The sequence below is a fragment of the Pseudomonas sp. SHLD1 genome (genome assembly GCF_028640935.1).
In the GTDB taxonomy this organism is placed as follows: Bacteria; Pseudomonadota; Gammaproteobacteria; order Pseudomonadales; family Pseudomonadaceae; genus Chryseomonas; species Chryseomonas aestiva.
The window spans coordinates 888,871-910,306 of the sequence record NZ_JAQZAD010000013.1 but is presented as its reverse complement, the minus strand read 5'-3'; the positions used below and the strand labels follow the sequence as shown (position 1 = coordinate 910,306).

19 protein-coding genes and 1 pseudogene are annotated in these 21,436 nt (G+C 65.5%); 7 read left to right on the top strand and 13 right to left on the bottom strand.

Translation table 11 applies throughout. The annotated features are described in order from the left end of the window. Nucleotides 1-101 precede the first annotated feature (101 nt). Nucleotides 102-1,370, top strand: coding sequence for a 3-phosphoshikimate 1-carboxyvinyltransferase (locus PVZ77_RS09675; RefSeq protein ID WP_273807353.1), 1,269 nt, complete (start codon nucleotides 102-104; stop codon nucleotides 1,368-1,370). Nucleotides 1,371-1,412: 42 nt separating this feature from the next. Next, nucleotides 1,413-4,472 (top strand): PAS domain S-box protein, encoded by a 3,060-nt coding sequence (locus tag PVZ77_RS09670; RefSeq protein WP_273807352.1) that lies wholly within the window; start codon nucleotides 1,413-1,415, stop codon nucleotides 4,470-4,472. Here PVZ77_RS09670 and PVZ77_RS09665 read toward each other — a convergent pair. Beyond that, nucleotides 4,432-5,349, bottom strand: coding sequence for a helix-turn-helix domain-containing protein (locus tag PVZ77_RS09665; protein ID WP_273807351.1), 918 nt, complete (start codon nucleotides 5,347-5,349; stop codon nucleotides 4,432-4,434). The two genes, PVZ77_RS09670 and PVZ77_RS09665, sit on opposite strands and share 41 nt — an antisense overlap. Nucleotides 5,350-5,463: 114 nt before the next feature. Between PVZ77_RS09665 and pobA the strand changes: the two genes are divergently transcribed. Further along, a complete protein-coding gene (pobA, locus tag PVZ77_RS09660; RefSeq protein WP_273807350.1) occupies nucleotides 5,464-6,648 on the top strand; it encodes a 4-hydroxybenzoate 3-monooxygenase in 1,185 nt (394 codons plus the stop codon). Nucleotides 6,649-6,725: 77 nt separating this feature from the next. Next, the gene (locus tag PVZ77_RS09655; protein ID WP_273807522.1) at nucleotides 6,726-7,502 is read left to right on the top strand and encodes a TSUP family transporter; all 777 of its coding nucleotides are present in this window, start codon (nucleotides 6,726-6,728) and stop codon (nucleotides 7,500-7,502) included. Here PVZ77_RS09655 and nudC read toward each other — a convergent pair. The 5 genes from nudC to PVZ77_RS09630 form a co-directional block, all read right to left on the bottom strand. Then, nucleotides 7,470-8,297: an NAD(+) diphosphatase gene (nudC, locus tag PVZ77_RS09650; RefSeq protein ID WP_273807349.1), complete on the bottom strand. Its 828-nt coding sequence runs from the start codon at nucleotides 8,295-8,297 to the stop codon at nucleotides 7,470-7,472. The two genes, PVZ77_RS09655 and nudC, sit on opposite strands and share 33 nt — an antisense overlap. Beyond that, nucleotides 8,294-9,973, bottom strand: a complete 1,680-nt coding sequence (locus tag PVZ77_RS09645) for a ferrous iron transporter B (RefSeq protein ID WP_273807348.1) — start codon at nucleotides 9,971-9,973, stop codon at nucleotides 8,294-8,296. The genes nudC and PVZ77_RS09645 overlap by 4 nt, the downstream gene beginning before the upstream one ends. 434 nt (nucleotides 9,974-10,407) lie before the next feature. Next, nucleotides 10,408-11,142: a DNA polymerase III subunit epsilon gene (gene dnaQ / locus PVZ77_RS09640; RefSeq protein WP_273807347.1), complete on the bottom strand. Its 735-nt coding sequence runs from the start codon at nucleotides 11,140-11,142 to the stop codon at nucleotides 10,408-10,410. Nucleotides 11,143-11,160: 18 nt separating this feature from the next. Continuing rightward, a complete protein-coding gene (gene rnhA / locus PVZ77_RS09635) occupies nucleotides 11,161-11,625 on the bottom strand; it encodes a ribonuclease HI (RefSeq protein ID WP_273807346.1) in 465 nt (154 codons plus the stop codon). After that, on the bottom strand, nucleotides 11,618-12,394 hold the full coding sequence (locus PVZ77_RS09630) for a methyltransferase domain-containing protein (protein WP_273807345.1): 777 nt from the start codon (nucleotides 12,392-12,394) through the stop codon (nucleotides 11,618-11,620). The genes rnhA and PVZ77_RS09630 overlap by 8 nt, the downstream gene beginning before the upstream one ends. An 83-nt stretch (nucleotides 12,395-12,477) precedes the next feature. Between PVZ77_RS09630 and gloB the strand changes: the two genes are divergently transcribed. The 3 genes from gloB (at nucleotide 12,478) to fabI (ending at nucleotide 16,032) form a co-directional block, all read left to right on the top strand. Further along, nucleotides 12,478-13,257: a hydroxyacylglutathione hydrolase gene (gene gloB, locus PVZ77_RS09625; protein ID WP_273807344.1), complete on the top strand. Its 780-nt coding sequence runs from the start codon at nucleotides 12,478-12,480 to the stop codon at nucleotides 13,255-13,257. Nucleotides 13,258-13,402: 145 nt separating this feature from the next. Further along, on the top strand, nucleotides 13,403-15,037 hold the full coding sequence (locus PVZ77_RS09620; RefSeq protein ID WP_273807343.1) for a lytic transglycosylase domain-containing protein: 1,635 nt from the start codon (nucleotides 13,403-13,405) through the stop codon (nucleotides 15,035-15,037). Nucleotides 15,038-15,231: 194 nt separating this feature from the next. Further along, complete coding sequence (gene fabI / locus PVZ77_RS09615) at nucleotides 15,232-16,032, top strand: enoyl-ACP reductase FabI (protein ID WP_042134086.1); 801 nt, start codon at nucleotides 15,232-15,234, stop codon at nucleotides 16,030-16,032. Nucleotides 16,033-16,088: 56 nt separating this feature from the next. On the opposite strand, the gene PVZ77_RS09610 is transcribed toward fabI, so the two are convergent. From PVZ77_RS09610 to PVZ77_RS09585, 7 genes and pseudogenes are all read right to left on the bottom strand, one after another. After that, a complete protein-coding gene (locus PVZ77_RS09610) occupies nucleotides 16,089-16,952 on the bottom strand; it encodes a formate/nitrite transporter family protein (protein ID WP_273807342.1) in 864 nt (287 codons plus the stop codon). After that, nucleotides 16,952-17,197 (bottom strand): hypothetical protein, encoded by a 246-nt coding sequence (locus tag PVZ77_RS09605; RefSeq protein ID WP_273807341.1) that lies wholly within the window; start codon nucleotides 17,195-17,197, stop codon nucleotides 16,952-16,954. Before PVZ77_RS09605 ends, PVZ77_RS09610 begins: the two co-directional genes overlap by 1 nt. 94 nt (nucleotides 17,198-17,291) lie before the next feature. Further along, on the bottom strand, nucleotides 17,292-17,675 hold the full coding sequence (locus tag PVZ77_RS09600) for a response regulator (protein WP_085982650.1): 384 nt from the start codon (nucleotides 17,673-17,675) through the stop codon (nucleotides 17,292-17,294). Nucleotides 17,676-17,784: 109 nt separating this feature from the next. Further along, nucleotides 17,785-17,997: a hypothetical protein gene (locus PVZ77_RS09595; RefSeq protein ID WP_037007037.1), complete on the bottom strand. Its 213-nt coding sequence runs from the start codon at nucleotides 17,995-17,997 to the stop codon at nucleotides 17,785-17,787. Between the two features lie 264 nt (nucleotides 17,998-18,261). Beyond that, the gene (locus PVZ77_RS26060) at nucleotides 18,262-19,050 is read right to left on the bottom strand and encodes a methyl-accepting chemotaxis protein (protein ID WP_443218053.1); all 789 of its coding nucleotides are present in this window, start codon (nucleotides 19,048-19,050) and stop codon (nucleotides 18,262-18,264) included. 66 nt (nucleotides 19,051-19,116) lie between these two features. Next, nucleotides 19,117-19,887, bottom strand: a pseudogene (locus PVZ77_RS26055) (MCP four helix bundle domain-containing protein); the annotation flags it as partial. Between the two features lie 134 nt (nucleotides 19,888-20,021). Then, complete coding sequence (locus tag PVZ77_RS09585; RefSeq protein WP_405046287.1) at nucleotides 20,022-21,326, bottom strand: OprD family porin; 1,305 nt, start codon at nucleotides 21,324-21,326, stop codon at nucleotides 20,022-20,024. Between the last annotated feature and the right edge of the window lie 110 nt (nucleotides 21,327-21,436).

Below are 21,436 nucleotides of genomic sequence, written 5' to 3'. Positions count from 1 at the left end.
GTATTAACTAACAGCACTTTGGCCTGGCGTCCTGAAATGGCATCATGGCGCCCCTGTTACGAACCGCCGTCACGGCCGTCGCGAAGTTGCTTGGAGCCTCCATGTCCGCCAGACCCTTTATCACCGTCACCCCGCCCAACGTCGCGCTGCACGGAAGGATCGCCCCGCCCGGTTCCAAGTCCATCACCAATCGGGCGCTGCTCCTGGCCGCGCTGGCCAAGGGCACCAGTCGCCTGACCGGCGCCCTCAAGAGCGATGACACCCGGCACATGTCCGAGGCGCTGCGGCAGATGGGTGTCACCGTCGACGAGCCCGATGCCACCACCTTCGTGGTGACTAGCTCCGGTCGCCTGCGGCAGCCGGCCCAGCCGCTGTTCCTCGGCAACGCTGGTACGGCGGTACGCTTCCTGACCGCTGCGGTGGCGACCGTCGAGGGCGCCGTGACCCTAACCGGAGACGCCTATATGCAAAAGCGCCCAATCGGTCCCCTGCTGGAAACCCTGACGGCCAATGGCATCCAGGTGGACGCTCCCAGCGGCTGCCCGCCGGTGACCGTCACCGGCCAGGGCCGCCTCACCGCTCGCCGCTTCGAGGTGGATGCCGGTCTCTCCAGCCAGTACGTCTCCGCCCTGCTGATACTGGCCGCACTGGGTAGCGAACCGGTGGACGTCGCCCTGCGCGGCAGCGACATCGGCGCCCGTGGTTATGTCGACCTGACCGTCGCGGCGATGCGCGCCTTCGGTGCCCAGGTCGAGCAGCTGGACGCCGCCACCTGGCGAGTCGCCCCGACCGGCTATGTCGCCCGGGACTACTTCATCGAGCCGGATGCCTCCGCCGCCACCTATCTCTGGGCGGCCCAGGCCCTGACCGGCGGCGCCATCGATCTGGGCGTGGCCGACGACGCCTTCACCCAGCCCGATGCCAAGGCCCTCGACCATATCGCCGCCTTTCCCCGGCTGGCGGCGGTCATCGACGGCTCGCAGATGCAGGATGCCATCCCTACCCTCGCCGTTCTGGCGGCCTTCAACGAGACACCGGTGCGCTTCGTCGGCCTGGCCAACCTGCGGGTCAAGGAATGCGACCGGGTCGCGGCGCTGCACGACGGCCTCAATGCCATTCGCGCCGGCCTTGCCAGCGTCGAGGGTGACGACCTGCTAGTAGCCGCGGACCCTGCTCTGGCCGGTACCCGGACCGACGCCGTGATCGAGACCCACGCCGACCACCGGATCGCCATGTGCTTCGCCCTGGCGGGCCTGAAAGTGACAGGCATCCGTATTCTGGACCCCGAATGCGTCGGCAAGACCTATCCTGAGTACTGGAATGCCCTGCGCAGTTTGAACGTCCAGCTGAGCGAGGGTATCGAAGCCTAGGAAACGCTAGCCACACGCCCGCTCGCTGAATGGAATCTCCGCATGTCGATCTCTCTGCTCGAACAGCAGGCGCTTTTGCAGTTGACGTCCCACGCCCTGGTCATCACCGACCACCACGGGTGCATCGAGCGCTGGAATCGGGGTGCCGAACTGCTGTGTGGCTGGCCGGCCAGCGAAGCCCGGGGCCAGCGCTTCGCCAATCTGCTGGCGGCCGATCGGGATGTCGCTTTCCTAACCACCGCCCAGCATCAGGCGCTGGTCGCCGAGCATGGCCAGGGCGCCGGCTGGATCACGGTCCAGGGCGGTACGCCGCGCTGGGTGGAGATCGCCACCACGGCGCTGAAGGACGCCGATGCCGTGCTCGGCTTCGTGCATGTGCTGCAGGACCGCACCGAACAGCTGATGGCCGAGGAGCGGGTACGCCTGGCCCAGGACGTCGGTCGCGTCGGCACCTTCGAATTGCTGCCCGGAGAGGCCCGACTGCTGGTGTCCTCGGGGTTCTGCGAGCTATGGGGATTACCGGTAAGGCGCAGCTATTCTCTGGACGAGCTGGTCCGCCAGCTGCATCCCGACGATGTCGGCAGCCTGCGAACCCTGACCGCCGCGCCGGACGACGACGCCCTCGACTACCTTGAATACCGCATCCGCCGGGCCGACACCGGCGAGGAGCGCTGGCTCGGTCGACGCGGCCAACTGATGACCAGCCAGGGCAGCGACCGCTACCTGGGCGTGTGCTACGACATCACCGAGCGCAAGCTCAACGAAGCCGCCATCACCGAGCGCGATCTCTGGCTGCAGGAGCTGTATCACGGCATGCGCGAGGGCTTCTACATGGCCCAGGCGATTCGCGATGCCGCTGGCCGGATGGAGGACTTCCGTTTCCTAGAGGTCAATCCGGTCTTCGCCACCCTCACCGGCATTCCCCTGGATCAGGTCCTGGGGCGGACGCTGCGCGAATCCCTGCCGCAGCTGGAAGCCGATCTGCTGCCCGCCTATGTCGACTTCATGAACGGCGATGCCGAATTCACCCAGTTCGATATCCTGCTGCACCTGCAGCACGAACACTGGTACGAGGTGCGCGCCCACAAGCTGCCGGGCGACCGTTTCGCGGTCCTCTTCATCGACATCAGTGGTCACCGCCGCCAGGCCCAGGAGCTGGCCCGCAACGAGGCGCAACTGCGCGCCATCATCAACTCCATCGACCAGATGGTCTGGGCCACCCGCCCCGATGGCCACCACTTCTATTTCAACAATCGCTGGTACGAATTCACCGGGGTGCCGGAAGGCTCCACGGAGGGAGAAGGCTGGGCCAACGTCTTCCATCCCGACGACCAGGAGCGCACCTGGAAGGTCTGGCACCATAGCCTCAGCACCGGCGAGCCCTACCATATCGAATACCGCCTGCGGCACCGCTCGGGCCGTTACCGCTGGGTGCTCGGTCGAGCCCAGCCGGTGCGCGACGCCAAGGGGCGTATCGAGCAGTGGTTCGGCACCTGCACCGACATCCAGAGCATCGTCGATGCGCGAGAGGTCTTAACCCGCTCGCGCCAGGAGCTGGAACAGCAGATCGAGCTGCGCACCCGCGAACGTGACCGGATGTGGCGTATCAGCCATGACCTCATGGTGATCTGCCGCGCCGATGGCGAGGTGAAGACGGTGAACAGCGCCGCCACCCGCCTGCTGGGACGACGCGAAACCGACCTGGCGACCGTCCAGCTCACCGAACTGATCCATCCGGACGATCAGCGCCAGGTCTTCGATACCCTGCGCTGCCTGGGCCGCCAGCAGGGCTCGGCCAATCTCCGGGCCCGCCTGCGCGGTCGTGATGGCAGCTATCGCATCCTCGACTGGACCGCCAGTGCCGAGGACGATCTGATCTACGCGGTAGGGCGTGACGTCACCGAGCAGCAGGAGCTGCAGGAACAGCTGCGCCAGGCGCAGAAGATGGAAGCCGTGGGCCAGCTGACCGGGGGTATCGCCCATGACTTCAACAACCTGCTGACCGGCATCATGGGCAGCCTCGACATGCTGCAGCGGCACCAGAAGGCCGGCCGGCAGGACAAGTTCGACCAGTATCTGCATTCGGCGCTGACCTCGGCCCAGCGCGCGGCCGCCCTTACCCAGCGCCTGCTGGCCTTTTCCCGGCGCCAGGCGCTGGATCTGCAGCCCATCCATGTCAATGACAGTGTGCGCTCCATGGAGGAGCTGCTGCTGCGCAGTCTGCGCGGCGACATCGCCCTGGTCCTCGACCTGGACGAGGATGTCTGGCAGGCACTGACCGATGCGCACCAGCTGGAAAGCGCCCTGCTCAACCTGGTCATCAATGCCCGCGATGCCCTGCCCCACGGTGGCACCATCCGCATCGAGACCCGCAATGTCTATCTGACCGACAGCGGCAACGGCCTGGACGCCGTGAGTGCCGGCGACTATGTGGCGCTGCTGGTGGCGGACGATGGTACCGGGATGCCGCCCGAGGTCATGGCCCGCGCCTTCGATCCCTTCTTCACCACCAAGCCCATCGGTCAGGGGACCGGCCTGGGGCTGTCGATGATCTACGGCTACGCCAAGCAGTCCAAGGGCCATGTCCGACTCGACTCCCTGCCCGGCAAGGGTACGACCGTCGGCCTCTATCTGCCCCGCTACCTAGGCGCCGATGTCGAGCCGCCCCGGCTGACGGCGCCCACCGTCACGCCCCAGGGCGCGGGCAAGACCGTGCTGGTGGTGGAGGACGATCCCGTGGTCCGGCAAATGGTGGTGGATCTGCTGCGGGAGCTGGGCTACGCCACCCTGCAGGCCGAAGACGCCCGTGGCGCCCTGCCATTGCTCGAAAGCGGACGGCCCATCGATCTGCTGCTGTCCGACGTCGGCCTACCGGGCATGAACGGTCGCCAGCTGGCCGAGATCGCGCGGCAGCGCCGGCCTGGCCTCAAGGTACTGTTCGCCACCGGCTATGCCGAGGGGGCGCATCTGGACGGCTATCTCGACCCCGGCATGACGCTGATCACCAAGCCCTTCAACCTCGACGCCCTGGCTGCGCGGGTCGGCGAAACCCTGGCAGCCGTCAGCCCTGCCGTTGCTGGCCCGCCAGACGCCGATAATTGAGCGGGCTCTGCCCGGTGCCGCGGCGAAAGAAACGCGCGAAGTAGGCCGGATCGGCGAAGCCCAGGGCATCGGCGATCTCGCCCACCGACGCCTGGGTGTAGCTCAGGGTGCGGCGCGCCTCCAGCAGCAGGCGCTGGTGCACGATGGCCAGCGCCGAGGCCCCGGCCAGCTGCCGACACAGACCGTTCAGGTGTACCCCTGAAATACCGAGCGCCGTCGCGTAGCGACCCAGACTCCAGTGCTCGCGATAATGCTGCTCGACCAGCGCCAGGAAACGACCCAGGTGCTGTTCGGCACGCCGCGGCAAGACCACGCCCTGCTCATGGCGGTGTTGCCGCAACAGCCAGATCGCCAGGCTGTCGAGCAGGGCCTCGAGCACTGTCTCGCGACCCGGCTTGTGCCCCTCGTATTCAGCGACCAGTTGGCCGATCAACTGATCGATCCAGAGGGCATCCGGCCCGGCCAGGTGCAGGCACTCGGCACCAAGGAACAACCCCTGCCCGGCTCTCTGGCAGCGCTGCTTCAGCCGCTCCACCTGGGGTACCGGCAGGGTAATGACGAAGCCTTCGACCGCCGGATCGAATTCGAAGGCATGGACGCACAGCACCGGCAGCACCACCAGCAGCGGTCCGCGCCTTTCTCCCTGCCAGTCTTCCAAATGCAGACGTACCCCACCGGTCCGCACATAGAGCAGTTGCGCGAGATCCGCGTGGCGATGGGTATCTATATGCCAGGCATGCAGACGACTGCGACTCTCGATGGTCTCGCAATGCAGCAGATCCGGCGCCGGCCAGGCCTGGGCCTCGCCATACAGCTTGAAGATGGGTGGAAAGGCCTTGGTCATCGTCAGTCCCTGGGCGATAGCCGCACGAATCATCGAAAAGTACCAGAAAGTGTTGGAAAGGTCCCTGCCGATACCTGCGGAAATCGTCCAAAAATACCGGAGCCCTATAACAAGACGGCGCTCACGCCAGACAAGAGGACAGACTCCATGCGTACCCAAGTCGTCATTATCGGCGCGGGCCCTTCCGGGCTGCTGCTGGGTCAACTGCTCACCCGGTCGGGCATCGACAACGTCATTGTCGAGCGCCAGAGCGCCGATCACGTGCTCAGCCGTATCCGCGCCGGCGTGCTCGAACAGGGCACGGTCGATCTGCTGCGCCAGGCCGGCGTCGCCGAGCGGCTGGAACAGGAAGGCCAGGTACACGAGGGTGTCGAATTCGCCATCCATGGCCAGCGCGAGCGACTGGACCTGAACGATCTGCTGGGCGGACGCTGCGTTACCGTCTATGGCCAGACCGAGGTGACCCGCGACCTGATGGCGGCCCGCGAAGCCAGCGGCGCCCCTACCCTCTACCAGGCCAGCGACGTCCAGCCCCACGAACTCAAGGGCGAGCGCCCCCATGTCACCTGCCAGATCGCCGGGGAGATCCTGCGCATCGACTGCGACTACATCGCCGGCTGCGACGGCTTCCATGGCGTCTCGCGCCGCAGCATCCCTGATGGTGTGCTCACCGAATACGAGCGGGTCTATCCCTTCGGCTGGCTGGGACTGCTGAGCGATACCCCGCCCGCCGCCGACGAACTCATCTACGTCAACCACCCCCGCGGCTTCGCCCTGTGCAGCATGAGGTCCGCGACCCGCAGCCGCTATTACCTGCAGGTGGAAGCCGGGGACTCGGTGGAGAACTGGTCGGACGAGCGCTTCTGGGCAGAGCTCAAGGCACGGTTGCCGGCCGAGACAGCAGCCCAGCTGGTGACCGGCCCCTCCCTGGAAAAGAGCATCGCCCCGCTGCGCAGCTATGTGGTCGAGCCCATGCAGTACGGCCGCCTGTTCCTGGTCGGCGATGCCGCCCATATCGTGCCGCCCACTGGCGCCAAGGGGCTGAACCTTGCCCTGGGCGACGTGCGCAATCTGCACCTGCTGCTGGAGCAGGCCTATCGCACCGGCGATGCCGCCTGCCTCGAACGCTATTCGACGCTTTGCCTGAAACGCATCTGGGCGGCGGTGCGCTTTTCCTGGTGGATGACCACCGCCCTGCACCGCTTTCCGGATACCGACGCCTTCACTCAGCGGGTGCAGGACGCCGAACTCCAGGCGCTGCTCGATTCCAGAGCGGGCCGCACGACCATCGCGGAAAACTACGTCGGGCTGCCCTTCCCCGCGCTGGACTGACCGAGGGCGGCGACAGGTGGTGACGGCTGCGCGTCTGATGCATGATGGCGCCCCCGTTCCATCTGGCGCCCTACCCCATGCTCGAATTCGCCCTGGACCCCATGACCCTGACACTACTGGCGGGGGTCGCCTTTCTGGCCGGTTACATCGACGCCATCGCCGGCGGTGGTGGTCTGCTCACGGTGCCGGCCCTGCTGATGGCCGGTGTGCCGCCTCATCTGGCGATCGGCACCAACAAGCTCAGCTCCACCTTTGGCAGCGCCACCGCCGCCTACACCTTCTATCGACGCAAGCTGTTCCATCCCCGTCAGTGGCGGCATGCCCTGGTGGCGACCGCCATCGGTGCGGGGATCGGCGCCCTGGTCGCCCACCATCTCTCCGCGGACTTCCTCAACCAGCTGCTGCCGGTCGTGGTGTTCAGCTGCGCCCTCTATCTGCTGTTCGGCGGTACGCCCAAGGCGCCGGTGCTCAGCGACGCGCCCGTGCCGCAGCGGCGCCAATGGCCCCAGGGCCTGGCGCTGGGTGCCTACGACGGCCTGTTCGGACCGGGCACGGGCGCCTTCTGGACCGTCAGCAGCCTGCTGCTCTATCCCCTGGACCTGCTCAAGGCCAGTGGCGTGGCCCGCACCATGAATTTCGTCAGCAATGGCGTCGCCCTGGTGATGTTCATCGCCCTGGGGCAGGTGCTCTGGGTCCTGGGGCTGACCATGGGCCTGTCGCTGACCCTGGGTGCCTATCTGGGCGCGCGCAGCGCCATCGCCGGCGGCGCCAAGTTCATCCGCCCGGTGTTCATCTGCGTCGTGCTGGCGCTGACCGTCAAGCTAATCTGGCAGCACTGGTTCAGCGCCGCCTAGCCGCTCGACGCGATAGCGATCGATCAGAAAGCGCGAGATGGAAAAGGCCGGCGGCAGCGTCGGCAATTCGCGCAGATGGAACCAGCGGGCGTCTTCGATTTCGTCCGGCTGGCAACGGATGTCGCCACTCAGATAGTCGACGTGGTAACCCAGCATCAGGGAATGCGGATAAGGCCAGTTCTGGCTGCCCTGGTAGCGCAGGTTGGTCACCGAGACGCCAACCTCTTCCATGATCTCCCGGTGCACGCAGCCCTCGGCCGACTCGCCCGGCTCGACGAAGCCGGCCAGGGTGCTGAAGACCCCGGGGGCAAAACGGGGCGATCGCGCGAGCAACACCTCATCGCCGCGCGTGACCAGGGCGATCATGCTCGGCGACAGCCGTGGATACTGGGTGAGCTGGCAATTCGGGCACTTGAGGCCGCGCTGGCCGTCGAGCGCGAAGGTACGGGTACCGCACTGCCCGCAGAAGCGATGCTGCCGCGCCCAGGTCCCGATCTGGTTGGCGTAGCCCAGCAACTTGAACAGCGCATGGGGCGATTGCAGCATCAGCGGCCGCAAGGGCTGCCAGACGCAGCCGTCGATATCCCCGGGCGCATCCAGTTCGAGCAGCATGACCGGCTGTGCCTGCCACAGCCCCAACCCATGGCGCTCCCCCGCGAAGCCCTGGACACGCGGATCATCCACGGCGAAGAGCACGTCGGTGCCCGAGGTCAGAAACGCCTGGCCGCTGTGGATGACCAGCCAGCCACCGGAGGGCTGGGCGGTCTGGAACCAGCCAGGCTGCCAGGCACTCATGCCGCAGCCGAGGTCCAGCCCAGGGCGCGAATGCTTTGCGCCGCGATATCGAGAATCTCCGGCGTACCGTCCTGGCTCTCGGTGCCACCGCTTTCGACAAAGAACTCGATGCTGCTGAGGGCATCCGCCAGCACTTCCAGGGTCGCCGACTCGCAGGCCTGGCCGCCTTCGATCAGGCAGCGCTGGATATAACCGGTACAGGCCCGCACCAGCTCGGCCGCACGGGGGTTACCCAGAAAGAACAGCGCACCGCGGACGGTATCCAGCAGCGCCGGCACGGTGGCCAGGTGCAGGGTATCGCCACGGGAATCGAGGAAGGCGCCAATGGCGCGCTTGGCGTCGGTCAGGCCCTTGTAGGCCTCCCGATGCAGCAGCGCCTGGGCCTCGCCCAGCTGATAGTTGGCGACGCTGACCTGGACACCCTCAGCTTCCAGCGGCACGTCGATCAGCGAGCCCTGCCCCTCGGGCTGGCCCAGCAGGCTTTCAACCAGCAACAGGGCATCGGCCAGGGGGGCGAGATCCTCCAGCACGACCGTCCGGTCGCGGAACTGGGAGATGTTGGGCAGGCACTGCTGCAGTACCTGACCGGCGTTCTCCTGCCCGACCATCTCCAGGGTCTTGCCCAGCAGGCCGACCTGGACATACAGCCGGGAGAAATTATCGGAGCGAGGCAGACGATTCTGCTCGGCGCCAGCGCGCAGCTCGGCCTCGATGAGGTCGATCAGGTCCTTGACCGTCTCCACCTCTTCGCGAATCGCCGCGGACAGCGAATGCATCACCGCATGACCGGGACCGGCGAGCCGCTTCTTGCCGGCTTCGAGCTGGGCATCGGTAAAGCCGAGTCGCTCGAAACCGTAGGCGTTCATGACCTCTTGCGGATGGGCGCCTTCGACACCGGCCAGCGCCAACAGGTAGAGCAGCTCCTTGAGGGTGCTGCGGGCCGGCTCGTGCAGCTCGTTACCCAGCATCTGGCGCAACTCGCGATCGACCCGGGCGAACAACTGCTTGCGTTCACGGGTGGGCGTCAGGCGGCCCTGGGCGAAGCCCTCGACCGTGGCCGCGGCGACCCAGGGCAGGTAGCCGCCGACATGATCATGCAGCAGCGCCGCGGAGCGCTCCAGCGCCCTGGCCATGAGTCTGAGGCTGGCCACGCCATTGATGTCGCGCAGGAAGCCCAGCAGGCCGGCCTGGTACATCTGGCGCATCCGGCGAGCCTGGGCCTGACGCTCACGCACGCCAAGACTGGTGGTCTCGCTGATCAGGGGACGCTGATCGAGGCGGACACTGAAGAAATAGCTTTCCGGGAGTTCGGGTTCGCCGCCAGCGAGCCGCAGGGCATTGATCGCCGGCAGCAGCAGCTCGGGCATCTCGTCCTGACCGCTACGCAGCTGTTCGAGATAGCGGCGCAGCACATGCAGTCCACGACAGATCGCCATGAGGTGCTCGTCGTGCTCGGCACCGGCGCCGGCAGGAATGTCGTTGGCGATCTGCAACGTCTGATGGGCGAGCAACTGGGCGCCGGTCAGCTCTATCAGCGTCAGGGCGCCACGAATCTGGCCGATGCTCTCGACCGCGCGCTGCAACAGGCTGCTGCAGTGCCGCTCGACGATGAATCGCTCGAGATGGGATTCAGCTTCCTCGATGGTCGCGAACAGCTGTTCGCGGACCAAGCTCAAAGCTCTTGCTCCGGTCACCATGGTGCCTTACGCCTCCTGCGCCATTACAACCTCGCCAACGCCATTTTAAAACGGGAAAAAAGGCTTGCTATTCCAACTGGAGCCTAGGTACCTGCGTCTTCCTGACCGGGTCACACTAATCATTCCCGGCGGACGGGTACGAGACTACTCGCCACGCCAAAGAACCTTGCTCTGGAACGCTAGACCTGTAAATCCACAACAGCGAAGCGATAATTCCGAATCGTCATATGATTTTGAGGAACAAATAAAGTTCCGCGCAATTCGAAATTCGAGGCTTCATGCGGGCTCAAATGACCAGCCTGCAGCATCTTAGTTGAACAATAGCTGAAAATTGTGAGGTCTTTCAGCTTATTCAGACGAACGCGAACGCCCGCTCATGGACCGCGCGGGCGCCTGGCGAGCGTTGAAAGGCGCTATTCGGCGTCGGCGCCGGCCAGCCAAAGGGGGGTCCGGCCGCAGCTCTTTTCGATGGCCGCCATGCGCGCCGCATGGGCATCGAGATCGGTGCTGGTCGCGCTGATCACTCGGGTCCGCGGGCGATCGGCCGGCAACCGCCTGATCGGCATGACGTAATTGCCGTCACCATTGCCTTCCTGGCCGTGGGCAGCCAGCGACAGGCTGGTCTGGCCACCGGTCATGGCCAGGTAGACGTCCGCGAGGATCTCGGCGTCCAGCAGGGCGCCATGCAGCTCGCGGTTGGAATTGTCTACGCCGTAGCGCTTGCAGAGGGCATCCAGGCTGTTGCGCTGGCCGGGATGCCGGCCGCGAGCCATGACCAGGGTGTCGAGCACCGAGCAGTGCTGGGAGATGTCGGCGCGCTCGGGATGGACACCCAGCCGGGCGAACTCCATGTTGATGAAGCCCACGTCGAAAGGCGCGTTGTGGATGACCAGCTCAGCGCCTTCGATGAACTCGAAGAAGCTGTCGGCGATCTCGGCGAAGCGCGGCTTGTCGGCGACGTATTCATCGGTGATGCCGTGGACCGCGATGGCGCCCTCGTCGATCTGCCGATCCGGGTTGAGGTAGACATGGAAATGCCGCCCGGTCAGGCGCCGGCCGATGACCTCGACCCCGCCGATCTCGATGACCCGATGGCCATCGGTCACCGGCATGCCGGTGGTTTCGGTATCCAGAACTACGTATCTCATCGCTAACCTCTTGGCTGGTTACGCCCTGGCGGCCTGCTTGGCCTGCCGGACGTCGTCGACACCGCGGTTGGCCAACTGGTCGGCTCGCTCGTTCTCGGGGTGGCCGGTGTGGCCGCGCACCCAGCGCCACTCGACCTGGTGGCGCTGGACCTGCTCATCCAGCGCCTGCCACAACTCGGCATTCTTCACCGGCTGGCGCGCGGCGGTCTGCCAGCCACGCTTCTTCCAGTTCACCAGCCACTGGGTGATGCCCTTCATCAAGTACTCGGAGTCGGTGGTCAGGCGGATCTGGCAGGGGCGCTTGAGCGCCGCCAGGGCCTGGATGGCCGCCATCAACTCCATGCGATTGTTAGTGGTGTTGGCTTCGCCGCCCCAGAGCTCGCGCTCCGCACCCTTGAACTTCAGCAAGGCGCCCCAGCCACCGGGGCCGGGATTGCCCTTGCAGGCGCCGTCGGTAAAGACCTCGACGATGTCGTCACTCATTGGATTCACTCGATTCGCGGCGGCTGATCTTGGCCACCGGCATGGGCACCAGCTTGCCGCGCGGTTCCTTGCGCGCCTGGGGCACGGGGCGCAGGCCGAACATCAGCTTGCGCGCCGACAGCAGATAGAAGCCCGCGCCCGCTGCCTGCTCGCAGTTGGGTTCGGCTTCACCCTGCTCCATCCAGGCCAGCCGCTGCTGCCACTTGGGGGATGAAAGCGGCGGACGATAACACCCGAAGCGCCGTTTCTCCAGCGCGAAGCCCAGCACCGACAGCCAGTCGCCGACCCGGCCGGGGCCGAAACAACGGGCCTTGCGCAGGGCATCCCGGGCTAGGTAATGGCGCACGCCCCAGAGACTCCAGGGATTGATGCCCACCACCACCAGGTGCCCACCCGGGCGCACGCTCAGTGCCGCTTCACGCAACAGCCGATGCGGCGCCAGGGAGAAGTCCAGACCGTGCTGCAACAGGACCACGTCGGCCGCGTGCTCCCCCAGGGGCCAGGCACCCTCTTCGCAGACGATGTCCACATCACCCAGCGGCGGCCCTATACGCACCGCATGGCGGAGCTGACCACAATTGGCCGGTGCCTCGGGGTGCGGACCGTAATGGATCAGATAACTGCCGAAGTGGCGCTTGAGCTCCTCGTCGATCAGCACGCGCTCCTGCTCCAGCAGCAGTTGGCCCAGTGGGCCGGCCAGCCAGTCCCGCGCCGAGCTCATCAGCTTCAGCCAGCGCGGATCCACCTGGGCGGAGAATTCATCGTGCATCGTCTGGTCCTCTCATATTGAAGCCTTAGCCCTACCACCCACTGCTACCCTAGGGGCCTGCAGTCCGACCAGAGAGCTCATCCATGTTCGACATTCTTCCGCTGCCCGCTTTCAACGATAACTACATCTGGCTGATCAAGGACGCCGCGACAAGACAGGCGGTCGTGGTCGATCCGGGCGATGCCGCCCCCGTCCTGGCCTGGCTCGATGCCAATCCGGCCTGGCGCCTGACCGATATCCTGATCACCCACCACCATAACGACCACACCGGTGGCATCACTGCGCTCAAGCAACGCAGCGGCGCCCGGGTCAGTGCGCCGGCTGACGAACGCATCGCCGCGGTCGACCTCCCCCTGGCGGACGGCCAGCGCCTGGAGGTGCTGGGCGTTCCCTTCGAGGTCCTGCGAGTGCCCGGCCATACCGCTGGCCACATCGCCTTCCATGCCGCGGGTGAGCGACCCCTGCTGTTCAGCGGCGATACCCTCTTCTCGGCCGGCTGCGGCCGACTCTTCGAGGGTACGCCCAGCCAGATGCTGACCTCCCTGCAGCGCCTGGCCCGCCTGCCGGACGCCACCGAAATCTACTGCGGCCACGAGTACACCCTCAGCAACCTGCGTTTCGCCCAGGCGGTGGAACCGGAAAACCCCGCGGTGCAGCAGGCCCTGGCCGAGACTCAGCAGCTGCGGGAAGCCCAGCGCCCCACCCTGCCCTCCACCCTGGGCCGCGAACGTCGCATCAATCCCTTCCTGCGTACCGCCGAAAACAGCGTGCGTCTGCGTCTGCAGGAGGAACGCGGGGTCGCGGCAGATGCGCCGGAGGATACCTATTTCGCGGCCTTGAGAGGCTGGAAGGACACGTTCTGACACCTATTGCCCAGACCCCGCCAGCACGCTGTAAGCCAGGGTTCGCGGTCGTCGTACAGGTCACAGGCTAAGGGGTTGTTCCTTGACCCCCCGGGATGCGGTTCCTAGAATCGCCCATCCTCCAGCTCCCGGAAAGCCCAGACCGATGCCGCCAGCGACGCCGAAAACCCGCGAACCAGACGTGCTGGCCACCTCCTTCAAAGTCTCGGCGCTCTGCCTCGCCGTCTTCCTCGCCGGCTGTCAGAGCAACCAGCAGCCAGACAATCGTGCCTATCAGGCCGATCTGCACATGACGCAAAGCAAGATGCAGCGTCCGCCGGAATGGCTGCGCAAGGCACCGACCGCGGCGGCTACCAGCGGCGACATCTGGGACCGGGTACGGGACGGCTATCAGCTCCAGGGCGCCGGCGACAACGGCACCAATCCGCGCATCGATCGTCAGCGTCTCTGGTACGCCAGCCACGAAGCCGCCCTCGCGCAGTCCTGCAGTCGCGGCGCGCCCTATCTGCACTACATCGTCGAGCGCCTGGAAGAGCGCAACATGCCGCTGGAACTGGCCCTGCTGCCGGTCGTGGAAAGCTCCTTCAACCCCAACGCCCTCTCGCGCAGCGCCGCCTCCGGTCTGTGGCAGTTCATCCCCACCACCGGCAAGTATTTCAATCTGCGCCAGACCCGCTTCTATGACGGTCGCCGCGACATCACCGCCTCGACCAACGCCGCCCTGGACTACCTGAGCAAGCTGCATGACATGTTCGGTGGCGACTGGCTGCTGGCCCTGGCTGCCTACAATGCCGGCGAAGGCACGGTCAGCCGCGCCATCGAGCGCAACCAGTCGCTCGGCCTGCCCACCGACTACTGGAATCTGTCGTCGCTACCGCCGGAAACCCAGGACTACGTCCCCAAGCTGCTCGCCGTCTCCCAGATCGTGCGCAATCCGGACGCCTACGGCCTGGCCCTGGAGTCCATCCCGGACGAGCCCTATTTCGAAGTCGTGGACATCAAGCAGCACCTGGACCTGGCCCGGGTGGCCGAACTGGCGGACCTGGACGCCGACGAGCTCTATCGCCTGAATCCCGCCTACACGCAGCGTGTGACCATGGACGGCCCTAAGCATCTGCTGGTACCGGCGGAAAAGGCCAAGCGCCTAGTCGCGACCCTGCCCAACATTGCCTCCGATGCCGTGGTGCAGTGGCAGGAATACCAGGTGCGCCGCGGCGATACCATGCGCAGCGTGGCCAAGCGCAATCGCGTGAGCGTCGAGCAACTCGCCACGCTCAACAAGCTCAGCAGCAGCAGCCGCCTGGCCGCGGGCCGGGAATTGATGATCCCGCGTCGCGAGACCGGCAAGACCACGACACCCCTCGAGACCATCGCCGTGGCCGAAGAACCCGTGGTGCGGACCTACAGGGTGCGGACCGGCGACAGCCTCTGGTCCATCGCCCGGGCCAACGAGGTGGAACTGGGCGACCTCAAGCGCTGGAACGATCTCGGCAAGCGCGGCCTCAAGGTCGGCGAGACGCTGAAGCTGCACGGCACGGGCAGCAGCGCCGCCACGGCCGTGGCGCTGCCGGCCTCCTATACCGTCAAGACCACCAAGTCGGCGGTGAAGACGGCCAAGACGGCCAAGGCCGCCCCCACCTACTATCGGGTCAAGGCTGGCGATTCCCTCTATCAGATCGCCAAGCGCTACAACATCGGCGTGCAGGCGCTGCAGGACTGGAATCCGCGCATCGCTTCCGCCCTGACCCCTGGTCAGACCCTGACGCTGTTCCTCAACTGAAGCGCGACCGCGCACCGCAGCGGTCAACCAGCGCTTTTGTCCCGGGTATCGACCTGCTACCTTACCGCCCCACCCGTGCCTGACCCCTAGTGGAGCCAGGCCAAGATCTCGCTCTGACCTGCGCAGAGCCCTGCCCAACCCGGACCTCAGCCCCTGGCTGCTGCCCGGGATTCAACACAGAAGAGGAAAAAACCATGGGATTTCTCGCCGGTAAGCGCGTTCTCATCGTCGGCGTCGCCAGCAAGCTGTCCATCGCCTCCGGCATCGCCGCGGCCATGCACCGCGAAGGCGCCGAGCTGGCCTTCACCTACCAGAACGAGAAGCTCAAGGGTCGCGTCGAAGAATTCGCCGCCGGCTGGGGTTCCAATCCCGAGCTGTGCTTCCCCTGCGACGTCGCCGATGACGCCCAGATCGAAGCCGTGTTCGCCGCGCTGGCGAAGAAGTGGGATGGCCTGGACTGCATCGTCCACTCGGTCGGCTTCGCCCCTGGCGACCAGCTGGACGGCGACTTCACCGCCGTGACCACCCGCGACGGCTTCAAGATCGCCCACGACATCAGTGCCTACAGCTTCGTTGCCCTGGCCAAGGCCGGTCGCGAGATGATGCGCGGCCGCAATGGCAGCCTGCTGACCCTGTCCTACCTGGGCGCCGAGCGTACCATGCCGAACTACAACGTCATGGGCATGGCCAAGGCCAGCCTCGAAGCCGGCGTCCGTTACCTGGCCGGCAGCCTCGGCCCGGAAGGCACCCGCGTCAACGCCGTGTCCGCCGGCCCCATTCGCACCCTCGCCGCCTCGGGCATCAAGAGCTTCCGCAAGATGCTGGCCGCCAACGAGCGCCAGACGCCGCTGCGCCGCAATGTGACCATCGACGAAGTCGGCAACGCCGGTGCCTTCCTCTGCTCCGACCTGGCGTCGGGCATCAGCGGCGAGATCCTCTATGTCGACGGTGGTTTCAACACCACCGCCATGGGTCAGCTCAACGACGACGAGTGATCGAAGCAACTGCCTGATCACCGCGAAGGGCCGGCAATTTGCCGGCCCTTCCGCTTTCAGGTGTCACTGCGTACCTGAGCATGACTGATCAGCGCGAAGATCAGACTGCCCCCGACGATGTTGCCCGCCAGGGTCGGCCCGGCGAAGGTCAGCAGAAAGTCGCCCCAGCTCGCCTCGCCGGCGAAGACCAGATAGGCCACCTCCACACTGCCCACCACGATGTGCGTGAAGTCGCCCAAGGCCATGAGGTAGGTGATGAGCACGATGATCCAGATCCTGGCGTTTTCCGCCGCGGGCAGCATCCAGACCATGGTAGCGATCATCCAGCCCGACACTATGCCCTTGGCGAACATCGCCGAGGCGTCGTTCTCCATGACGTGGGTGCCGATCTCGAGAAATTTGGCATCCGTCTTGGCGTCGAACAGTGGCAGGTGCAAGACCACATAGGCGACCAGGATGGTGCCGATCAGGTTACCGACCAGCACGATGCTCCACAGCCGGGCCAGGCGGCCGAGGTTGTGCAAGGTAGGTTCGCTCATCACCGGCAATACGGCCGTCAGGGTGTTCTCGGTGAACAGCTGCTGCCGCGCCAGGATCACGGCCAGGAAGCCGGCCGAATAGCCGAAGCTGGCAATGACCTTGCTGAAGCCACCCTCTGGCAAGTTGGCATTGAGCAGGCCCATGGCCATGAGCGACAGGCCCATGGTCAGACCTGCCGCCAGAGCCGACCAGAACAGTGCGGCGACGGTGCGCTCCAACTCGTGATCACCCTGGGTGCGGATGATCTCGTGCAGTACCACGGCACGCGGCAGCTGGCTTTCGCCGACGTCCTCCTCTTCTTCGCGACTCAGCTCCGGATCTTCCGGAGTGGACTCCTGGCTCTGTCGAGGTTCTTCGCGCTGCTCCTGGTCGCTCTTCATCAGATGGCTCGCTCGTCCCAGAGGAGTTCATCGTCATCGCCGATTTCCGTCACGCGATTGAGCGCGGCATCCGCCGCCTCTTCCGCCTCGGAAGCCAGATCGAAATGGCGCTCGGTAGCAACCTTGTGAAAGGTCGGATGGGCATCCTCGCGACGCGCCTTGACGGCGATGACCGCTTCGAATCCCTGCTCGGCCGGAACGGCGGACGAGATCGCTTCGTGATGATCGAAATGCTTGATAGCCATGGATGCCGATATCTCCAACCTGAAGCGACCGGACTGGTCGCACCTGATCAATAGACTGTCATGGCGGAAAAACGATCTGTGCAGAGGATGCGGATCAGGCGCCGAGCAGCTTCTGAACCTGCAGGTGGAGACGCTCGAGGGAGAACGGCTTGGTCAGCAAGGGGACCTTGCCGAGCAGCGGCGAACCGGTATCGATGATCTCGGCGGGATAGCCACTGATGAAGAGGACTTTGAGGTCGGGGCGCAACTTGAGAGCCGGTTCGGCGATCATCACGCCCGAGACGTCGTCGGGAAGGCGGAAGTCGGTGATCAGCAGATCGAGACGTGGTCGGCCGGCCAGGATGCGAAAAGCTTCGAGTGACGAGGGTGCCTGCAAGACCGTGTAACCCAGTTCGGAAAGATAATCCGCCAGAATCATCAAAATCTGCGGCTCATCCTCGACGACCAGGACAACCTTGCTCTGTTCCGCACTCACCATCTGACCCCTGTACCCACACGCTCGGCTCCCTTTGACACACGGGGCCTGCAAAGTTCCATGCTAGACGCAGATTTAGGGGGCGCCGGACGTGCCGGCGACCCCCTGGACATTACTGCTGTTGCTTCTGGCCTTGTTCGTTGAGCGTGGTCTTGCCGGCACCGGTCGCGGCGCCTGCACCTTCACCGGTCTTCTGACCAGCCGGGGTGCCCATACCAGCGCTATTGGCCTTCGGCGGATTGCCTGCGCCTTCGGTGGCGAAAGCAGCGCCACTGGCAGCGATCAGACCAGCAAACATCAAGGCAGAGATTTTCTTCGCGTTCATGGTAGGACTCCGGGTTGATTGGACACTGTTTAGGCAGGCCAAGCGCCGATTCGTTCTCTACCCGATGCCAGACGCGATGTAACGGAATACTAAAGATTGTCTGGCGGGCATTCCAGCGGCGAGCAGGCGTGCCAGCGCAGCGCAGTCGCACGGGCGGATGCCCCGGAGCCGCTGTTAGTCTTTCTATTGCCGCAACGAACCTGAAGCCGGACGCAAGGACGCCTTCCCGCCTCCGCGGGGCGAGAAGGCGTCGCCGTCCTCGTTCTAGACGGCGAATTCGCGAACCACGCGATTCAATCCGTTGGCCAGCCTGGAAACTTCGGCGCTGGCGCTGGCGGTCTGGGTGGCGCCGGTCGCGCTCTGGGTGGCCAGGTCACGGATGCTGGTGATGTTGCGATCGATCTCTCGCGCCACCTGCGCCTGCTCTTCGGCGGCGGTGGCGATGACCGCATTGCGGTCGTTGATCTGGGAGATGGATTCGGCGATCTGCTCCAGGGACACATTGGCCAGTTGGGCGACCGAGGTGGATTCACCGGCCAGTTGCTGACTCTCGGCCATGGCCCTGACGGCCTGGGATGAATCATTCTGGATGGCGCCGATCATCTGCTCGATCTCGCGAGTCGACTGCTGGGTGCGATGGGCCAATGCCCGTACCTCATCGGCGACCACGGCGAAGCCGCGGCCCTGCTCACCCGCCCGCGCTGCCTCGATGGCGGCATTCAGCGCCAGCAGGTTGGTCTGCTCGGCGATGGCGCGAATGACCTCGACCACGGCGTTGATGTCCTGGGCGCGGGACGACAGGGCCTGGATCTGCTCACTGGTACTGGCCACGTTCTGCGCCAGCGCCTCGATCGACTGGACCGTGCGGGTAACCTTGTCCAGCCCTTCGCTGGTCAGGATCTGGGTATGCAGCGAGGTGCTGGCCGCATCGGCGGCGTTGCGCGCGACCTCCTCCACCGCCGAACTCATCTCGGTGACGGCACTGGCAGCCTGGTTGACCTCGTCGTTCTGCCGCACATAACCGCGGCTGCCTTCGTCGATCACCGCGGTCATCTCTTCCGCGGCAGAGGCCAACTGAGTCGAGCTGTCGGCGATATGGGAAACGGTGTCACGCAGATTGCCCTGCATCTGGACCAGGGCCTGCAGCATGCCTGCCGCCTCGTCGCGACCGACCACGGTGATCCGCTCGGTGAGATCCTTGCGGGCGATCCGCTGGGCGATGCGCAGGGCTTCGCCCACCGGCAGGGTGATGCTGCGGATCAGCAGAGCCGCAAGCACGACGGTGGCCGCTATGGTCAGGCCGATCAGCCCATAGACCCAGAACAGGCCGTTGGCATAGGTGGCGCCCGCCGCCTGCCCCGCCGCCTGGGCACCGCGCTCGTTGAAGGCGCTCAGTTCGGCAATGGTCTTTTCCAGCGCGTTGGTGAGCGGACGGATCGAGGTGTTGATCAGGACGATGGCGCCTTCGTTGTCGCCCGCGCGCAGCTTGGACTCGAAGACATCCAGCAGGGTCCGGTAGCTTTCGGCGCCCTTGACCACGGCGGCGTACAACTGGCGATCTTCAGCGTTGGCCAAGGTCTTTTCGTAGTCCTTGACCGCGGTGAAGAAAGCATCGCGATAGCCGGGAAAGGCCGCGACGGTCTGGGCGCGCAGCTGCGGGTCCGGTGTGGTGGTAGCCCTGAGACTTTCCAGGCGCAGCCGCAGCAATCCGCCACTCATCTTCGCCGCCAGCTGGTTGCCCGGCAGCCAGTTGGTCTCCACTTCCTGCTCCGCCTCGAAAAGCTTGCCCATCTGCACCACGGCGACGCCGCCGAGGGCGAAGACGATCAACACGATCACGGAAAAGAACAGCACGGCGCGGGGCGCGACGTTGAGGCTGCGAAGGCTCATGAATGGCTATCCCTAATAAAATGACTATTAGGGATATCGGCGTAGCGGAGCCCCCTTAAGCTGGGGACGACGGACGGCCACGAACCGACTGCCAGCGGTCGTGGCGTCGCCCCTCGCGGTAACGATTGCCGGCGCTAGAGCAGGCGCAGCGGATAGTCGACGATCACCCGCAGCTGATCGACCGAGCCGCCGGTGGACAGCGAGCCACGGTGCCAGGCCTGGCGCACCCGGATGGACAGACCCTTGGCCGAGCCGGATTGCACGACATAGCGCCCTTCCAGATTCAGCTCCCGCTCCCGGTCGTCGGCGCCGTACAGCCCGCGATAGGCGCTGGTGACGGGCAGGTTGCTGCCATCGATGTCACTGCCCTTGATGTAGCGGGTCATGAGGCTGAGACCGGGCACGCCCAGGGTCTTGAAGTTGAGGTCGTAGCGCGCTTGCCAGGAGCGCTCGCCGGGTGCGTTGAAGTCGGAGAACATCGAGGCATTGCCAAGGAACAGCCCGCCGCCGGTGCGCCCGTTGTCGCCCATGCCGATGTAGTCGAAGGGCGTATCCCCATCGATCCGCTGCCAGCCCAGGGTAAAGGTCTGAGGACCGAGGCTGTAGGCCGCCGCGAAACTGTAGGCTGTGTTGTCGATGGGACCGGCGTTGGCGGCACCGGTATCGAGGGTCCGGTACAGGTTGGCATCGAAGGTCAGCGACTGGCTCGCCGACAATGGCTGCACCAGGTTGAAGTTGCCGTAGTACTGATTCCAGATGTCGTCGAGCTGGGCCGCGTAGAGCGACAGGCTGACACCCTTGGCCAGGGCGTACTTGCCCCCGGCGAAGTCGACGTGATCCGCGCGGCGCCGGGCATAACCGGCCCAGAGGTCACCGTCCCGGTTGGTGCTGACCTGATCGGTACCCGAGGTGAAATGTCCGGCTTCCAGCGTCAGGCCGGAGAGGTCCGTGCTGAGGATGCTCCAGCCGGTGGCACTCTGGGGCAGCAGGCGGCTGGTGCTGATGGCGAAGACCGGTGCCGTGGGCAGTTGCTGACCGTAGCGCACCACCGTCTGTCCCAGACGCAGCTTGGCCGCCGCGCCGGCGCGGGAATACTCGTCCGCCGGTTGGTTGCCGGCGTGGACGGGTAGATTGCCGGTTCCTCGGCGCCCGGGACCGCCATCGAGCTTCAGGCCCAGGTAGCCGAACGCGTCGACGCCCAACCCGACCGTGCCCTGGGTGAAGCCGGACTGGTAGTCGAGCAGAAAGCCCTGTGTCCAATCCTTCTGGTCGGCCCGGCGGTTGCGGCGATCACTGCCGAAATAATAGTTGCGCAGGGTCAGGGTGAGCTTGCTGTCGTCCACGAAGCCGTCGGCCTTGGCCTTCTCGCCCGTCAGCAGCCCCATACAGCCGCCCAATACGCCCAGCGCCAGCGGCGCGGCCAGGTGCCTGCCGTGCAACCAGCGACTGGCTCGGGGTAATCCTTTCTGATAGCGCAGGCGTTCCATGAAGTCCTCTGCGGAATGTGGGTGATCTAGTTGTTGGAAAGACGCGCGCACGAAGGCAGTGG

Coding starts and splice junctions, on each gene's coding strand:
- pobA (WP_273807350.1), top strand. CDS start 5,464: ATGCGTACCCAAGTCGTCATTATCGGCGCGGGCCCTTCCGGGCTGCTG.
- PVZ77_RS09665 (WP_273807351.1), bottom strand. CDS start 5,349: ATGATTCGTGCGGCTATCGCCCAGGGACTGACGATGACCAAGGCCTTT.
- PVZ77_RS09605 (WP_273807341.1), bottom strand. CDS start 17,197: ATGGCTATCAAGCATTTCGATCATCACGAAGCGATCTCGTCCGCCGTT.
- PVZ77_RS09610 (WP_273807342.1), bottom strand. CDS start 16,952: ATGAAGAGCGACCAGGAGCAGCGCGAAGAACCTCGACAGAGCCAGGAG.
- dnaQ (WP_273807347.1), bottom strand. CDS start 11,142: ATGAGATACGTAGTTCTGGATACCGAAACCACCGGCATGCCGGTGACC.
- PVZ77_RS09630 (WP_273807345.1), bottom strand. CDS start 12,394: ATGCACGATGAATTCTCCGCCCAGGTGGATCCGCGCTGGCTGAAGCTG.
- PVZ77_RS09675 (WP_273807353.1), top strand. CDS start 102: ATGTCCGCCAGACCCTTTATCACCGTCACCCCGCCCAACGTCGCGCTG.
- PVZ77_RS09595 (WP_037007037.1), bottom strand. CDS start 17,997: ATGAACGCGAAGAAAATCTCTGCCTTGATGTTTGCTGGTCTGATCGCT.
- PVZ77_RS09670 (WP_273807352.1), top strand. CDS start 1,413: ATGTCGATCTCTCTGCTCGAACAGCAGGCGCTTTTGCAGTTGACGTCC.
- gloB (WP_273807344.1), top strand. CDS start 12,478: ATGTTCGACATTCTTCCGCTGCCCGCTTTCAACGATAACTACATCTGG.
- nudC (WP_273807349.1), bottom strand. CDS start 8,297: ATGAGTGCCTGGCAGCCTGGCTGGTTCCAGACCGCCCAGCCCTCCGGT.
- rnhA (WP_273807346.1), bottom strand. CDS start 11,625: ATGAGTGACGACATCGTCGAGGTCTTTACCGACGGCGCCTGCAAGGGC.
- fabI (WP_042134086.1), top strand. CDS start 15,232: ATGGGATTTCTCGCCGGTAAGCGCGTTCTCATCGTCGGCGTCGCCAGC.
- PVZ77_RS09655 (WP_273807522.1), top strand. CDS start 6,726: ATGCTCGAATTCGCCCTGGACCCCATGACCCTGACACTACTGGCGGGG.
- PVZ77_RS26060 (WP_443218053.1), bottom strand. CDS start 19,050: ATGACCGCGGTGATCGACGAAGGCAGCCGCGGTTATGTGCGGCAGAAC.
- PVZ77_RS09600 (WP_085982650.1), bottom strand. CDS start 17,675: ATGGTGAGTGCGGAACAGAGCAAGGTTGTCCTGGTCGTCGAGGATGAG.
- PVZ77_RS09620 (WP_273807343.1), top strand. CDS start 13,403: ATGCCGCCAGCGACGCCGAAAACCCGCGAACCAGACGTGCTGGCCACC.